The organism is Curtobacterium sp. PvP017 (genome assembly GCF_054060195.1).
Window position 1 is genome coordinate 36286 of the sequence record NZ_JBSSCY010000004.1, and the last position, 15766, is coordinate 52051.

Genomic DNA, 15766 nt, shown 5'->3' on the forward strand with positions numbered 1-15766 from the left:
CGGAAGCCCGGCACCCCCTGGGGGATGCCGGGCTTCCGGTCAGTGCGACTCGCTCGATCAGTTGGTCGAGCTGAGCTTCTCGCGGAGCGCCGCCAGCGAAGCGTCGTCGGCGAGGGGGCTCGCGCCACCGGTCTCGCTCGAGAACGACGACGAAGAGGAAGCGGACGACGACGATGCGCCGGCCGGGAGGTCGAAACCGCCCTTTTCCTCGTCGGCGATGGTCTTCGCGACCTGCGCCTTGTGGGCTTCCCAACGACCCTGGGCGGCCGCGTACTGGCCCTCCCACTCGGTGCGCTGGGTGTCGTAGCCCTCGAGCCACTCGTTCGTCTCCGGGTCGAAGCCGTCCGGGTACTTGTAGTCACCCTTGTCGTCGTACTCGGTCGGCATGCCGTAGAGCGCCGGGTCGAACTCGGTGCCCTCGGGGTCCACGCCCTCGTTCGCCTGCTTGAGGCTGAGCGAGATGCGGCGACGGTCGAGGTCGATGTCGATGATCTTGACGAAGACCTCGTCGTTGACCGAGACGACCTGCTCGGCGAGCTCGACGTGCTTGTTCGAGAGCTCGGAGATGTGCACCAGGCCCTCGATGCCGTCGGCAACGCGGACGAAGGCACCGAACGGGACGAGCTTCGTGACCTTGCCCGGTGCGATCTGGCCGATCGCGTGGGTGCGGGCGAAGACCTGCCACGGGTCCTCCTGCGTCGCCTTGAGCGAGAGCGACACGCGCTCGCGGTCCAGGTCGACCTCGAGGATCTCGACGGTGACTTCCTGACCGACCTCGACGACCTCGCTGGCGTGCTCGATGTGCTTCCAGCTGAGCTCGGAGACGTGGACGAGACCGTCGACGCCACCGAGGTCCACGAACGCACCGAAGTTGACGATCGAGGAGACGATGCCCTTGCGGACCTGGCCCTTGTGCAGGTTGTTGAGGAACGTGGTCCGGGACTCGGACTGCGTCTGCTCGAGGAGCGCACGGCGCGACAGGACCACGTTGTTGCGGTTCTTGTCGAGCTCGAGGATCTTCGCCTCAATCTCCTGGCCGAGGTACGGCGTGAGGTCGCGGACGCGACGGAGCTCGATGAGCGACGCGGGGAGGAAGCCGCGGAGACCGATGTCGACGATCAGGCCGCCCTTGACGACCTCGATGACCGTGCCGGTCACGACGCCGTCGGACTCCTTGATCTTCTCGACGTCGCCCCATGCGCGCTCGTACTGCGCACGCTTCTTCGACAGGATGAGGCGGCCTTCCTTGTCCTCCTTCTGGAGAACCAGGGCCTCGACCTCGTCGCCGACCTTGACGACCTCGTTGGGGTCGACGTCGTGCTTGATCGAGAGCTCGCGCGAGGGGATGACGCCCTCGGTCTTGTAACCGACGTCGAGGAGGACCTCGTCGCGGTCGATCTTCACGACGGTGCCGGAGATGAGATCACCGTCGTTGAAGAACTTCAGGGTCTTCTCGACCTCGGCCAGGAAGTCATCAGCCGAACCGATGTCGTTGATGGCGACCTGCTTAGGAGCCTTGGTCGTAGTGGTTGTCATGTAGAGATTGCTCCGAACGGACATGAGTCGGGCCGTGGCGTGCGGGGAGTCGAGACCCCCGTGGTGCTCCGCCGTGGCGATTGATTGAGTGGCGCGGATTGCGCCGCACAAGTCTAACCGCACCGGCCGAGCGCCCACAACCGGGCGTGTCGGCGGCGCGTCAGCGGAGCAGGGCGCTGCGCAGGGTGTCGAGACCGATGCTGCCGAGCGCGAGCGCACGACGGTGGAACGCCTTCAGGTCGAAGTCGGCGCCTTCGCGGGCGGCGACCTCATCGCGGATCGACTCCCACACGCGCTGGCCCACCTTGTAGGACGGCGCCTGGCCGGGCCACCCGAAGTAGCGCGCGACCTCGAACTGCACGAACGCGTCGTCCATGTTCACGTTCTCGCGCATGAAGTCGAGGGCGTACTCCCACGTCCAGCCGCCGCCGTCCGGGTTGGTCTTCTGCAGGTGCACACCGATGTCGAGCACCACGCGGGCGGCACGCATGCGCTGCCCGTCGAGCATGCCGAGCCGGTCGCCGTCGTCGTCGAGGAACCCGAGCTGCTCCATCAGGCGCTCGGCGTAGAGCGCCCAGCCCTCGACGTGGCCCGACGAGCCGGACAGCTGGCGGCGCCACGTGTTGAGCTCGCCGCGGTTGTAGACGCCCTGGCTGATCTGCAGGTGGTGACCGGGGACGCCCTCGTGGTAGACCGTGGTCTTCTCACGCCAGGTGCCGAACTCGGTGACACCCTCGGGCACCGACCACCACATCCGGCCGGCGCGCGAGAAGTCGTCCGACGGACCGCTGTAGTAGATCCCGCCCTCCTGCGTGGGGGCGATCCGGCACTCGAGGCGGCGGATCGGTTCCGGGATGTCGAAGTAGGTGCCGGCCATCGCCGCGATCGAAGCGTCGCTCGTCTCCTGCATCCACCGCTGCAGGGCGTCCGTCCCGTGCAGGATCCGGGAGGGGTCGGTGTCCAGCACCTCGATCGCCCGGGCCACGCTCGCGCCCGACTCGATCCGGTCGGCGATGCGTTCCTGCTCGTCGCGCATGCGGGCGAGTTCCTCGAGGCCCCACTCGTACGTCTCGTCGAGGTCGACGACGGCGCCGAGGAACCGGCGGGAGTGCAGCTCGTACGCCTCGCGTCCGACGGCGTCGACCGGGGTGGCGAGCGGCAGCAGTTCGTGCTCGAGGAACTGCCCGAGGCTCCGGTACGCAGCCGATGCGACCTCGGCGCCGCGGGTCAGCTCGGCGCGGAGCGAGTCCGGCACGGCGGAGCCGTCGTCGAACGCCGCGCCCTCGGCCAGGCGGCGGAAGAACCCGTCCTCCGCGCCGTTGCGGGCGGCCTGCTCCGCGACCAGGGCGACCTGCCGCTTCGCCGGGGTGACGTCCTCGCGCGTGCCCTCGAGCAGGGTCTCGCGGATGCCCTCGAGCGCGTCCGGCAGCGCGTGCAGCCGGCTGGCGACGTCCTGCCAGTCCGCCTCCGTCGCCGTCGGCATCAGGTCGATGATCTCGCGGACGGACTGCGCCGGGCTCGCGATCACGTTGAGGTCGCGCAGGTGGAGCTTCCGCTCGTACGACTCCTGCACGAGGTCGAGTTCGGCGCCGAGGTCGGCCTTCGTGACCTCGTCGACCGGGTCGACCGCCGTAGCGGCGTCGAGGGCGCGCTTCGTCGCCCGCGCCGCATCGGCCAGGGCGGCTGCTCCGGCGGGCGAGGTGTCGCCGTACTCCCCCGTTCGACCCGGCACACCGATGTACGTCGCCGTCGTCGGGTCGAGGTCGACCAGGGTGGCGACCCATCCCTCGGCCACGTGGTCGACGGCGGTCTGCTGACGGACGGGACGCGCTTCGCTCATGCTCCGACCCTATCCACCAGCGCCGTCCGGCACGCGGTCAGTGCGCTGCGCTCTCCCAGTTCGCGCCGACACCGACCGAGACGTCGAGCGGCACGGTGAGCTCGGCGGCGTTGCCCATCCGGGTGCGCAGGATCTCCTCGACGCGCTCCTGCTCGCCGGGCGCGACCTCGAGGATGAGCTCGTCGTGCACCTGGAGCAGCAGGTGCGACTCGAGGCCGCCGTCGCGCAGGTCCTCGTCGACGCCGAGCATCGCGATCTTCATGATGTCGGCAGCCGAGCCCTGGATCGGCGCGTTCAGCGCCGCGCGCTCGGCGTTCTCGCGCAGGACGCGGTTCGGGCTCTTCAGGTCCGGGAACGGGCGGCGACGGCCGAAGATCGTCTCGGTGTAGCCGTCCTCGCGCGCCTGCTCGACGACGTTGCGCAGGTAGTCGCGCACCGCGCCGAACCGGGCGAAGTACTCGGTCATGAGCGTCCGGGCCTCGGACTGCTCGATCCGCAGCTGCTTCGACAACCCGAACGCGCTCAGCCCGTAGGCCAGGCCGTACGACATCGCCTTGACCTTGGTGCGCATCTCGGCGGACACCTCGGCCGGCTCGACGCCGAACACCCGGGCGCCGACGAACCGGTGCAGGTCCTCGCCCTCGTTGAACGCCTGGATGAGCCCGGGGTCGCCCGACAGGTGCGCCATGATCCGCATCTCGATCTGCGAGTAGTCGGCCGTGATGAGCGTCGTGTAGGGCTCGGCGACGGCGAACGCCGACCGGACCCGGCGCCCCACGGCGGTCTTCACCGGGATGTTCTGCAGGTTCGGGTCGGTCGACGAGATGCGGCCGGTGCTGCTGCCCGTCTGCTCGTACCGGGTGTGGATGCGCCCGTCGACGATCGCCGCGTCGAGCGTGTCGACGATCTGGCGGAGCTTGGTGGCGTCACGGTGCTGCAGCAGCAAGCCGAGGAACGGGTGCGGGTGCTGCTCCTGCAGGTCCGCCAGACTGGCGGCATCGGTCGAGAACCCGGTCTTCGTCTTGCGGGTCTTCGGCATCGCGAGCTCGGTGAACAGGACTTCCTGCAGCTGCTTCGGGGAACCGAGGTTGACCTCGTGCCCGATCTCGGCGAACGCCTGCTGCGCCAGTTCGGCGGCACGCTCCCCCAGTTCCTTCGACAGCCCCGTGAGCACCGGACGGTCGATCCCGACGCCGATGGTCTCCATGCTCGCGAGCACCGACACCAGCGGGAGCTCGATGTCGTCGAGGACCGTGAGCGACGACTCGTCGAGCCGGGCACGGAGCGCCGTGGTGACCCGCAGGACGAACCACGCGTGCACGCCGACGTTCACCGGGTCGGTCTCCGGCACGAGCTGGTTCGGGTCGGCGGTGGGGAGCTCTTCGCCGAGCTCCTGGTAGACGAGGTCGGCCAGCGGCTGCCCCTGCTTGCCGGGCTGGGCGAGCCACCCCGTGATGCGGGCGTCACCGGCGACGCCGTTCACCACGAAGCCGGCGGTCGCGAGTGCCTTGATCGCCGCCTTGGCGTCGTGGAAGTGCTTCGGGGCGTCGGAGGCGAACCACGCCGACAGCTGCTCGTAGTCCTTCGCGCCGCTGCCGCCCGGGACCTGGACGGCGTCGTCGTGGGTCGCGATGCCGATGGTGCTGAGCCGGCCGTCGATGACCTCGACGGCGACGCCGTAGCCGTTCGCCGCCTCGGACGCGTTGCGCCGCTCGAGCCAGTAGCCGAGTTCCTCGTCGATCAGGGTCTTGACCGACGGCGGGCTCGCGGCCCCGTCCGTCACCCCGCCCTCGGCCGGCTGCTCGGACGGCTCGCCCGAGCCGGCGACCTTGAAGACGCGGTCGAGCAGCGTGCGGAACTGCAGCTTGGCGAACAGCTCACGCACGGCGGTCTCGTCGAGGGGCCGGAGCGCGACGTCGGCCGGGCCCACCGGCAGCTCGACGTCCGTGACCAGGCGGTTCAGCCGGCGGTTCCGGACGGCCCGGTCCTGCTGCTCGCGCAGGTTGTTGCCGACGACGCCCTTGATCTCGTCGGCGTGCTCGAGGACGCCCTCGAGCGAGCCGTACTGGGTGACCCACTTGACCGCGGTCTTCTCGCCGACCTTGTCGATGCCGATCAGGTTGTCGCTGGTCTCGCCCACGAGGGCGGCGATGTCGGGGTACTGGTGCGGCTCGATGCCGTAGCGCTCGTACACCTTGTCGCGGTCGTACCGGGTCAGTTCGGACACGCCACGGACCGACGGGTAGAGCAGCGTGACGTCGTCGTTGACGAGCTGGATGGCGTCGCGGTCGCCGGAGACCACGTAGACCTGGTACCCCTGCGCAGCACCCTGGGACGACAGGGTCGCGAGGATGTCGTCGGCCTCGTAGTCCTCCTTCGTCACCGTGGTGATGCCCATCGCCTCGAGCGCCTGCTGCAGCAGCGGGATCTGGCCCTTGAACTCGGCCGGGGTCTCGGAGCGGGTGCCCTTGTACGCCTCGTACTCACGGGTGCGGAACGAGAACCGGGAGATGTCGAACGCCACCGCCAGGTGGGTCGGCTTCTCGCGCTGCAGGAGCATGAGCAGCATCGAGATGAAGCCGTGGATGGCGTTCGTGTGCTGCCCGTCGCGGTTCACGAAACTGTCGACCGGCAGTGCGTAGAAGGCCCGGAAGGCGAGCGAGTGGCCGTCGATGACCATGAGGGTAGGCTTTGCGGAGTCCGACACCCGGACAGCCTACCGACGCCATCCGACACGGGAGTTCGAGCGCGTGACCGACGAAGCCACCATCACCGGGAACGTCGACGAGCGCCTCGCGGCCCGTGGGATGGGTGAGCTCGCCGACAAGATGGGCATGGTCATCACCGAGATGACGGCCGACCGTGCCGTCGGCAGCATCCCGGTCGAGGGCAACCGCCAGCCGGTCGGCCTGCTGCACGGGGGCGCCTACGTCGTCCTCGCCGAGAGCCTCGGTTCGATGGCCGCCAACGTGCACGCCGGCGAGGGCCGCTACGCCGTCGGCATCGAGCTGAACGCCTCGCACACCCGCAGCGCCACGTCCGGCACCGTCACCGGCGTCTGCACCGCGATCCACCTCGGCAGCACGCTCACCACGCACGAGATCGTGATCACGGACGACCAGGGGCGGCGCTGCTCCACCGTCCGCATCACCAACCTCATCCGCGAGGCACGCTGAACCGTCGTCAGTCCTCGGGCGGACGCTGCAGCAACAGGCGCGCATCGCCGAAGCCGAGGCGCCGGTAGAGCCGCTCGCCGTCGACGCTCGAGTGCACCGAGGTCCGCTCGACGCCGAGGTCGTCGGCGATGTCGAGCAGTGCCGTGACGAGCCGTCCGGCGACACCGAGCCCGCGCAGGTCGGGGTGCACGTACACGGTCTGCACGTCGGCGGTCAGGCGTCGCCCCGGCCGGTCCGGGGTCGGCGGCCGGGCGACGAGTCCGAGCCACGCCATGCCGAGCACCGCGCCGTCGCGCTCCGCGACCACGCACCGGTGCGTGTCCGGGTGCTCCAGGGCGAAGGCCGTCATCGCCGCGCGGTAGTCGTCCGGCGTCGCGGCCGGCTCGGCGCCGCCCTCGCCGACGCTCCACCGCCACCGCAGGTCGGCCACCGCAGGCATGTCGTCAGGCCGGGAGGCCCGGATCACCACGTCGTCCACGGCTCCAGCCTGCCAGGTGGTCGCCTCCACCGCCCCACGCGTCCGGGAACGCAGCAGCGCCGCCGGACCGGGGTCCGACGGCGCTGGTGTGAGCGACGGGTGGTGCTACTTCTTGGCGCTGAGCTGCTCGATGATCGCCTTGGCGACGTCGTGCATGGTCAGGCGGCGGTCCATCGAGGCCTTCTGGATCCAGCGGAACGCCTCGGGCTCGGTGAGGCCCATCTTCTCGTTGAGCAGGCCCTTGGCGCGGTCGACGAGCTTGCGCGTCTCGAAGCGCTCGACCAGGTCGGCGACCTCGGCCTCGAGCGTGATGATCTGCTGGTGCCGCGAGAGGGCGATCTCGATCGCGGGGAGCAGGTCGTTCGGCGTGAACGGCTTGACCACGTAGGCCAGCGCGCCGGCCTCGGTGGCACGCTCGACGAGGTCCTTCTGGCTGAACGCCGTGAGGAGGACCACCGGAGCGATGTGGTTCTTGGACAGCTTCTCGGCTGCGGAGATGCCGTCGAGCTGGGGCATCTTGACGTCCATCACGACGAGGTCGGGACGGAGGTCGGTGGCGAGCTGCACGGCGGTCTCGCCGTCGCCGGCCTCACCGACCACGTCGAACCCGTTGTCGCGGAGGATCTCGACGATGTCGAGGCGGATGAGCGACTCGTCCTCGGCGACGACGACGCGACGGGGTGCTGTTGCAGTTGCTTCTGTGTCACTCACAGCCGCAAGCCTACTAGACGTCAGAAGTGCTTCATGTCAGCACACGGCTCAGGTTGCCAATAAGCGTTGTACGAGTGGCGGGACTTGAACCCGCACGCCGTGAGGCAGAGCATTTTGAGTGCCCCGTGTCTGCCGATTCCACCACACTCGCGAGGCCTCCAGGCTAGCAGGACCCCCGCCCCTCGACCGCCGCCGGCAGCCGCAGCTCGAACACCGCACCGCCGAGCAGGCCGACCTCGTGGCCTTCGCCGTCCTCGGCGTGCTGCAGGGACCCGCCGTGCGCCTCGGCGATGCCCCGTGCGATCGGCAGTCCCAGTCCGGCCCCGCCGGAACGGGCGTCGCGAGCGGCCTCGAGCCGGACGAGTCGGTCGAAGACCCGCACGCGGTCCTGCACCGGGATGCCCGGACCGTCGTCCTCCACCCGGACCACGGGGCCCGTTCCTCGGTCGTCGAGCGTGACGACGATCCTGCCCGCGGGTCCGGCAGCGCGGGCGGCGTTGTCGACGAGGTTGGCGACGACCTGGGCGAGCCGCTCGGCGTCGACGTCGGCGCACACGGCCCGCTCGGGCACCACGACCTCGAGCGCGACGGACGGCAGCCGCAACCGCAGCCGGTCGCCCTCCGCCACGAGGACGGCGCCGAGGTCCACCGGTCGTCGGTCGAGTTCGATCCCCCGGTCGAGCCGGGCCATCGTGAGCATGTCCTCGATGAGCCGCGCGGCGCGGTCTGCCTGGCGGACGACGTGCACGGCGAGCACCTCGCGCGTGGCGACGTCGCCGCCGCCGCGCACGAGCGTGTCGGCCGCCGCACGGACCCCGGCGACCGGGGTGCGCAGCTCGTGCGCGGCGTCGGAGAGGAACGAGCGGACCCGTGCCTCCGCGGCGACGGCCTCGCGCTCCGCGCCCTCGACGGCGTCGAGCATCTCGTCCATGGCGACGGCGACGCGACCGATCTCGGTGTCCTGCCGCGAGGGTCGGAGTCGCCGGCCGCGGTCGCCGCCCGCGATCGACCGCGCGGTCGTCGCCATCTCGTCGAGCGGCCGCAGGGACCGACGGACGACGAGCACCACACCGAGGACGGCGACCCCGAGGAACGCCGCGGAGGCACCGCCCATCACCCAGCCGAGCTGCACCAGGGTGTCCTGCACGTCGCGGGTGCCGACGGTCAGCGTGATGCGGGTGCCGTCGTCGAGCCGGCTCACGAGGGTGAGCACCCCGTCGCCCTCGCGCACGGTCGACGACGAGATCGTGGCGCCGTCCGCGGTGGTCGTCGGCGTGGCCGCGGCCGTGGGCGCGGTCCCACCGACGAGTCCGCTGCCGCGCGGTACGGTCGCCGGCAGGCCGCCTGGATCCGGCGGGCCCGTCCGCAGCTGGTCCGGCGTCGGACCGGCCTCGACGGCCCCGCCGTCCGGCCCGACGATGCGCACCGACAGCCCCTGCGCGGAGAGCCGGTCGGCGAGGTCCTCGGCGTCGACGGTCCCGACGAGTGCGGCGGCGGCCGATGCCCGGTCGCGGAGCCGGTCCTCGGCCTGGGCGCGCAGCCGGATGCCGAGCAGCACCTCGACGGCGACCGCCAGTCCGGCCAGCAGGACCGCGAGCAGGACCACGATCGCGACGACCGTGCGCAGCCGCAACGAGGTCGTCCGGAGCGGGCCGCTCTCGCCCGTCACGCCGCCGTCCGCTCGTCGCTCAGCCGGTACCCGATGCCGCGGACGGTGTGCACGAGCCGCGGCCCGTGCGCCTCCATCTTCCGTCGGAGGGCGCTGAGGTGGACCTCGACGACGTTCGCCGCGACGTCGTCGTAGCCCCACACCTGCGTCGTGATCTGCCCCTTCGACACGGTGCGACCCCGGCTCTCGGCGAGGAACCGCAGCAGGCGGAACTCCGTCGCGGTGAGGTCGAGCAGGACCCCGGCACGCCGGGCGGTGGCGGCGTCCGGGTCGAGGACGAGGTCGCCGACCTCGACGACCGACGGGATCCGCCCGCGCCGCCGGAGCACCGCCGTCACCCGCGCCACCAGCTCGGCCATCGCGAACGGCTTCACCACGTAGTCGTCGGCGCCCTCGGCGAAGCCGCGCAACCGCTCGTCGAGCTCGTCCCGCGCGGTCATCATCACGACGGCGGCGTCCGAGGTGGAGCGCACCCGCCCGGCGAGCACGATGCCGCTCGGCCCGGGCAGCATCCAGTCCAGCAGGACGAGGTCGGGTGCGGCGCGGCGGAGGTCCTCGACGAGGTCGCGTCCGTCGGAGGCCTCGGCGACGGTGAAGCCCTCGGCACGCAGGGTCGTCGCGACGGAGGTCCGGATGGAGTCGTCGTCGTCGACGACCAGGATTCGAGCGGGAACGGGCACGGCGGACACCGTAGGGCGCTCCGGCAGCCACCGAGCATGGAGGACGCTGGAGAACCCCTGTGCTTCAGGCATGCTTCAGATTCGGACTCGAGCGTCGTCTCCAGCGGCGGATCACCCGGATCTGCCCGGTCACGGAACGGAACCACCATGTTCGACGAACGAGACGACTCGACCACCACCACCCCGCGACGCGGCGCGCTCCTGCGACGGGTCGGGATCGGCACGGCCGCGGCCGCGGTCCTGGTGCTCGGCGGGTTCGGCATCGCCACGGCGAACGCCGCGACGACCACCCCGGCGCCGAGCGCCCCGACTGGTGCGCCGACCAGCGCGACCACACCGGCCCCGGTTCCGTCGGACGGCGACACCGCGACGGTGCCCGCACCGCTCGAGGGCGGCCCCGCGACGGCGCCCGGCTGCCCGGCACTGCCGACGGCCGGCGATCCCGCGACCGTGCCCGCGCCGCCGAAGGGCCACGAGGGGAAGGCCCCGACCCCGCCGGAGGACGGCGCGAAGGCCACGGCGCCCACCCCGCCGGAGGACGGTGCGAAGGGCACGGGCACGACGCCCACCCCACCGGCTCCCGACGCGACCACCGCGCCGGCGCCGACCTCCGGTTCCTGATCACCAGGCCGGGAGGCGCGCGCCGTCGGCGATCTCGACCGCGCGGGGCGCGCCTCCAGGCCGGGTCGTCCCGACCGACTCAGGGACCCTCGAGCGCCTCGATCGCCGCCACGAGACCAGCCCGCCGCGGCGACCGCCGCGGCAGGACCGCGAGCAGCGCGCGGAGCACGCGGCCGTCCGCTGCCCCGTCGGGCGTCCGCGCCCACGCGAGCAGCGCCTCGACACTGCCGTCCGCGACGACCGACTCGCGGAACCGACCGCGCACCAGGTCGCGCACGGCGTCCACCCCCGGCGCAGCCGACCCCGGCAGGACCGGCCCGGTGTACCGGTCGACGGCCTGGAGGCGCGCCCCGCGGTCGAGCGCGGACAGCACGGTGTCGACGTCGGTCGCCATCCCGGTCACCCGGTACGGACGCGACGTCACGGTCACGCCCGACGCGTGCTCCGCGAGGACCCGTCGGAGCCGCACCACCTCGGCGCGCAGCGTCACGACGGCACCGGCGTCGCCGTACACGGCCTGCGCGAGGTCGGCTGCCGCCAACCCGTCGGGGTGGGCGGCGAGGACGACCAGGAGCTCGGAGTGCCGCGCGGACAGCTGCACCCGGCGGTCGCGGATGCGCAGGACGGCGGTGTCGGTGCCGAGGACCGTCAGTTCCGCGCCGGGCGCGGCCGGCGTCGGCACGGCGGGTCCGGGGACCCTGCTCGCGGCGAGGGCGAGCCGCGCCTCGGCGGCGGCGACCGTCGCGGCGAGGAGCGAGAGGGTGTGCCGTTCGACCGCCCGGTCGTCGCCCGTCAGGTCGAGCACACCGACGGTGGTCCCGTGGGCGTCGTGCACGGGGACGGCGGTGCACGACCACGGCTTCACGGCGTTGGCGTAGTGCTCGTCGGACCGGATCTGCACCGGCCGGTCGAGCCGCAGGGCGGTGCCGGGTGCGCTCGTGCCGACGCGGTCCTCGGCCCAGTCGGCCCCGGGGACGAAGCCCATGTCCTCTGCCGCTCGTCGGGCCGTCCGCGCGCCGTCGACCCACACGAGCCGGCCGGAGGCGTCCCCGACCGCCAGGACGCAGCCGGCGGAGCGGGTGTCGTCGAGCAGGAGGTGCCGGACGACGGGCAGCAGGGTGGCCAGGGGGCCGTCACGGCGGGCGGCGTCGAGCTCGTCGTCGCCGAGGGCAAGTGCGGGGACCGCGTCCGGGTCGACCGCCGCGGACCGCCGCCAGGACGCGGCCACGAGCGGGCGGAGCCGGTCGGGTGCGCGCATGCGTCCTCCGATCGACCCCACCCGCCGCACCGTCGCGACGAGTTCGGCCAGCCTACGTCCGGTGTGCGACCGGGACCAGGCCGAGATCCGCCAACTCGGCGTCGTCGAACATCCGCGACCGGGTCAGGAACCGCTTGCCCTCGGGGCTCTCCACCGAGAACCCGCCGCCGCGCCCGTCGACGACGTCGATGGTGAGGTGCGTGTACTTCCAGTACTCGAACTGCGACACCGACATGTAGACCTCGACGGGGTCGATGCCGTCCACCTGGAGCGCCCCCAACAACACGTCGCCGGAACCGGTCTGGAACATGCCGACCGGGTAGCACATCGGGCTCGATCCGTCGCAGCAGCCGCCCGACTGGTGGAACATCAGGGGGCCGTGCCGGGCGGCGAGGGTGCGCAGCAACTCCCCCGCCGCCGGCGTGACCGCCACGCGTGCGGTGTCGGACATCAGAAGAAGCCCATCGGACCGTCCGCGTAGGACACGAGCAGGTTCTTCGTCTGCTGGTAGTGGTCGAGCATCATCTTGTGGTTCTCCCGCCCGATGCCGGACTGCTTGTACCCGCCGAACGCCGCACCCGCGGGGTACTGGTGGTACGTGTTCGACCACACCCGTCCGGCCTGGATGTCCCGACCGGCCCGGTACAGGGTCGTGGCCTCGCGACTCCACACCCCGGCGCCGAGTCCGTACAGGGTGTCGTTGGCCATGGCGATCGCGTCGTCGTACCCGCTGAAGGAGGTCAGCGCGAGGACCGGACCGAAGATCTCCTCCTGGAAGATCCGCATCGAGTTGACGCCCTCGAACACCGTCGGCGTGACGTAGTACCCGCCGGACAGCTCACCGCCGAGGTCCGCGCGTTCCCCGCCGGTGAGCAGCTTCGCGCCCTCCTGCTTGCCGATGTCGATGTAGCTCAGGATCTTCTCGAGCTGGTCGTTCGACGCCTGCGCGCCGATCATCGTGGAGAGGTCGAGCGGGTGCCCCTGCTTGACGGCGCGCACCCGGTCGAGGCCGTCGGCGACGAACCCGTCGTAGATCTCCTTCGCCACGAGCGCCCGGGACGGGCAGGTGCAGACCTCGCCCTGGTTGAGGTTGAAGAAGGTGAAGCCCTCGAGCGCCTTGTCGTAGAACGAGTCCTTCTCGGCGGCGACGTCCGGGAAGAACACGTTCGGGCTCTTGCCGCCGAGCTCGAGCGTCACCGGGATGAGGCTCTGCGAGGCGTACTGCATGATCAAGCGGCCGGTGGTGGTCTCGCCGGTGAACGCGATCTTCCGGATGTCCGGGTGCTGGGCGAGCGGCGCACCGACCTCGATGCCGAACCCGTTCACGACGTTGAGGACGCCGGCGGGCAGCAGATCGCGGATGAGCTCGACGAGCACGTGGATCGAGGCCGGGGTCTGCTCGGCGGGCTTCAGCACGACGCAGTTGCCCGCTGCCAGGGCGGGTGCGAGCTTCCACACGGCCATCAGGATCGGGAAGTTCCAGGGGATGATCTGCCCGACCACGCCGAGGGGCTCGTGGAAGTGGTACGCCACGGTGTCGTGGTCGATCTCGCCGGCCGAGCCCTCCTGCGCGCGGATCGCCCCGGCGAAGTAGCGGAAGTGGTCGATCGCGAGCGGGATGTCGGCACCGAGCGTCTCGCGGATCGGCTTGCCGTTCTCCCACGTCTCGGCGACGGCGAGCATCTCGAGGTGCTCCTCCATCCGGTCGGCGATCTTGTTGAGGATGACCGCGCGCTCGGCGGCGCTCGTCCTCCCCCAGCTCGGGAACGCCTTCCAGCCCGCTGCCACCGCGCGGTCCACGTCGGTGGAGTCCCCGCGGGCGACCTCGGTGAAGACCTTGCCGGTGACGGGGGTCGGGTTCTCGAAGTACTGCCCACTCGCCGAGGGGACGTACTCGCCGCCGATGAAGTGGTCGTACCGCGACCGGTACTGGACGAGGGAGCCCGGTTCACCGGGTGCCGCGTAGGTGGTGGGCGATGGTGCGATGGTCATGGTGGTGGCCTTTCGACGACGCTGTCGGGGCACGTTCGGATCGCGTGCCTGCCCGCACGGTACGTCGGCGGGGGTTGCATCCGGTTGCACCGGCTCGCCGTCGGCCGGGTAGCGTTCGGGACTCCAGCGGTCCGATCAGGAGGAGTGTCCGTGGATTCTCGTGCCGTCCGCACGTTCCGGGTGTTCGTCGTCGTCACCGCGGTCGTCGCGATCGCCCTGGGGATCGTCGCCATCGCGTGGCCGCGGCCGTCGCTCGTCGTCGTCGCACTGCTGTTCGGCGTCTACCTCGTCGTCGCTGGCGCCCTGCGGGTCGTGGCGTCGGTGCGGGGACACGGGACGCCGACGGTCTGGCGGTGGACGTCCGGCGTGGTGGGTGCGCTCGTCGCGGTCGCCGGCCTGGTGGCGCTGCTCGATCCCGCGATCCCCCTCGTCGTGTACGCCGTGCTCGCCGGGGTCGGCTTCGTCATCGAGGGCATCGTCTCGATCGTCGGCGGCTTCGTCGGCCACCCGGGGTCGTCCCGGGTGCCGACCCTGGTGAGCGGGGTGCTCTCGATCCTCGGCGGTGTGGTCGTGCTCGTCGCGCCGGGCCTCGCGCTCACGGTCTTCATGGTGTTCGCGGGCATCGCACTCATCGTCGTCGGCGCCGCGGCCCTGCTGCTGCTGCCCCCACGCGCCGCCCTCCGCCGCTAGGCGGCACCCGTCCCGAACAACAGTCCGAGCGCGTAGGTCACCACCGCGGCACCGAACCCGATCGCGAGCTGCCGGAACGCCCGCTTGCCCGGCGACGCCCCGCTGAGGACCCCGACGACCGCTCCGGTGCCGAGCAGCGCGAGCCCGACGAGCGTGCCGGCCACCGCGATGGCCGCCCACCCCTGCATGCCGAACAGGAACGGCAGCACCGGGATGATCGCGCCCGAGGCGAAGAACAGGAAGCTCGACACCGCGGCGCTCAGGCCGTTCCCGACCGCCTCGTGGTCGTCGGCGACGGGCACCGGGCCGGTCGCCGGACGACGCTCGCCGATGCCGGACAGCACATGGGCAGCGTGCTCGGTCGCCTCGGCCTCGGACATGCCACGGGCCCGGTACACCAGGGCCAGCTCGTTCGCGTCGACATCGAGGTCCGCCACGGCACGTCCGGCCTCGGGGTGCGGTGCGGACGCCTCGAGCAGTTCGCGCTGCGACCGGACCGAGACGTACTCCCCCGCTCCCATCGAGAGGGCGCCGGCGAGCAGACCGGCGATGCCGCTCAGCAGGACGAAGTGCCGGTCCGCACCCGAGGCGCTGATGCCGATGATGAGCGCCAGGTTCGACACGAGTCCGTCGTTGGCGCCGAAGACCGCCGCGCGGAACGTGCCCGACAGCCGCATGCGGCCGCGGTTCGCCAGCCCGCGGACGACCTCGCCGTGGATGCGCTCGTCGGCCGCCATGCTCGCGGTCGCGTCGTCGTCGTCGGCGTACGGCGAGCGGTCCTCGGCGTGCTGCATCAACGCGAGGACGAAGACCGACCCGAACCGCTTCGCCAGCGTCGCGAGGACGCGGGTGCGCAGGCTGCCGCGCTGCGGACGCCCGACGTCGTCGCCGAGCAGGTCGAGCCAGTGCTGCTCGTGCCGTCCCTCGGCCTCGGCCAGCGCCGCGAGGATCTCGCGTTCCTCGCCGGACCGCCGCGCGGCGAGGTTGCGGTAGACCGCCGCCTCCGCACGCTCGTCGGCCAGGTAGCGGCGCCAGCGGCGGACGTCGGCGCGCGGCGCCGTGGATGCGGAGGCGGTGTCGTCCTGGAGGCTCACCCCGCCCATCCTGCCCGCACG

14 protein-coding genes and 1 tRNA gene are annotated in these 15766 nt (G+C 71.6%); 3 read left to right on the forward strand and 12 right to left on the reverse strand.

The annotated features are described in order from the left end of the window. Window positions 1-57: 57 nt before the first annotated feature. From rpsA to polA, 3 genes are all read right to left on the reverse strand, one after another. Window positions 58-1536, reverse strand: a complete 1479-nt coding sequence (rpsA, locus tag ACVKXF_RS09560) for a 30S ribosomal protein S1 (protein ID WP_123312516.1) — start codon at window positions 1534-1536, stop codon at window positions 58-60. A 160-nt stretch (window positions 1537-1696) separates the two neighbouring features. Next, entirely contained in the window at window positions 1697-3376 is a 1680-nt protein-coding gene (locus tag ACVKXF_RS09565) for a DUF885 domain-containing protein (protein ID WP_456795567.1), read from the reverse strand. A gap of 37 nt (window positions 3377-3413) precedes the next feature. Then, a complete protein-coding gene (gene polA, locus ACVKXF_RS09570; RefSeq protein WP_456795568.1) occupies window positions 3414-6056 on the reverse strand; it encodes a DNA polymerase I in 2643 nt (880 codons plus the stop codon). Window positions 6057-6183: 127 nt separating this feature from the next. Between polA and ACVKXF_RS09575 the strand changes: the two genes are divergently transcribed. After that, window positions 6184-6552: a PaaI family thioesterase gene (locus ACVKXF_RS09575; protein ID WP_340197692.1), complete on the forward strand. Its 369-nt coding sequence runs from the start codon at window positions 6184-6186 to the stop codon at window positions 6550-6552. A 7-nt stretch (window positions 6553-6559) separates the two neighbouring features. Here the strand turns inward: ACVKXF_RS09575 and ACVKXF_RS09580 are convergent, their stop codons facing one another. The 5 genes from ACVKXF_RS09580 to ACVKXF_RS09600 form a co-directional block, all read right to left on the reverse strand. Beyond that, a complete protein-coding gene (locus tag ACVKXF_RS09580; protein WP_214546945.1) occupies window positions 6560-7030 on the reverse strand; it encodes a GNAT family N-acetyltransferase in 471 nt (156 codons plus the stop codon). A 105-nt stretch (window positions 7031-7135) separates the two neighbouring features. Then, on the reverse strand, window positions 7136-7741 hold the full coding sequence (locus ACVKXF_RS09585) for an ANTAR domain-containing response regulator (protein WP_022905562.1): 606 nt from the start codon (window positions 7739-7741) through the stop codon (window positions 7136-7138). 69 nt (window positions 7742-7810) lie between these two features. Further along, window positions 7811-7892: transfer RNA gene (locus ACVKXF_RS09590), tRNA-Leu, on the reverse strand. Window positions 7893-7904: 12 nt separating this feature from the next. Continuing rightward, on the reverse strand, window positions 7905-9410 hold the full coding sequence (locus tag ACVKXF_RS09595; RefSeq protein ID WP_456795569.1) for a HAMP domain-containing sensor histidine kinase: 1506 nt from the start codon (window positions 9408-9410) through the stop codon (window positions 7905-7907). Next, entirely contained in the window at window positions 9407-10090 is a 684-nt protein-coding gene (locus tag ACVKXF_RS09600; protein WP_340197646.1) for a response regulator transcription factor, read from the reverse strand. The genes ACVKXF_RS09595 and ACVKXF_RS09600 overlap by 4 nt, the downstream gene beginning before the upstream one ends. 147 nt (window positions 10091-10237) lie before the next feature. Between ACVKXF_RS09600 and ACVKXF_RS09605 the strand changes: the two genes are divergently transcribed. Further along, entirely contained in the window at window positions 10238-10711 is a 474-nt protein-coding gene (locus tag ACVKXF_RS09605) for a hypothetical protein (protein WP_456795570.1), read from the forward strand. Window positions 10712-10790: 79 nt separating this feature from the next. Here ACVKXF_RS09605 and ACVKXF_RS09610 read toward each other — a convergent pair whose 3' ends face one another. Genes ACVKXF_RS09610 through exaC form a run of 3 tightly spaced genes read right to left on the reverse strand, consistent with a single transcriptional unit; the run spans window position 10791 to window position 13961 of the window. Then, window positions 10791-11969: a GAF domain-containing protein gene (locus tag ACVKXF_RS09610; protein WP_456795571.1), complete on the reverse strand. Its 1179-nt coding sequence runs from the start codon at window positions 11967-11969 to the stop codon at window positions 10791-10793. 52 nt (window positions 11970-12021) lie between these two features. Then, complete coding sequence (locus ACVKXF_RS09615; protein WP_456795572.1) at window positions 12022-12420, reverse strand: DUF779 domain-containing protein; 399 nt, start codon at window positions 12418-12420, stop codon at window positions 12022-12024. Further along, window positions 12420-13961, reverse strand: coding sequence for an acetaldehyde dehydrogenase ExaC (exaC, locus tag ACVKXF_RS09620; protein ID WP_456795573.1), 1542 nt, complete (start codon window positions 13959-13961; stop codon window positions 12420-12422). The genes ACVKXF_RS09615 and exaC overlap by 1 nt, the downstream gene beginning before the upstream one ends. A 150-nt stretch (window positions 13962-14111) precedes the next feature. Between exaC and ACVKXF_RS09625 the strand changes: the two genes are divergently transcribed. Continuing rightward, the gene (locus ACVKXF_RS09625) at window positions 14112-14651 is read left to right on the forward strand and encodes an HdeD family acid-resistance protein (RefSeq protein ID WP_456795574.1); all 540 of its coding nucleotides are present in this window, start codon (window positions 14112-14114) and stop codon (window positions 14649-14651) included. On the opposite strand, the gene ACVKXF_RS09630 is transcribed toward ACVKXF_RS09625, so the two are convergent. Further along, window positions 14648-15754 carry a VIT1/CCC1 transporter family protein gene (locus ACVKXF_RS09630; protein WP_456795575.1) on the reverse strand — a complete coding sequence of 369 codons (1107 nt, stop codon included), beginning with the start codon at window positions 15752-15754 and terminating at the stop codon, window positions 14648-14650. The two genes, ACVKXF_RS09625 and ACVKXF_RS09630, sit on opposite strands and share 4 nt — an antisense overlap. Window positions 15755-15766 lie beyond the last annotated feature (12 nt).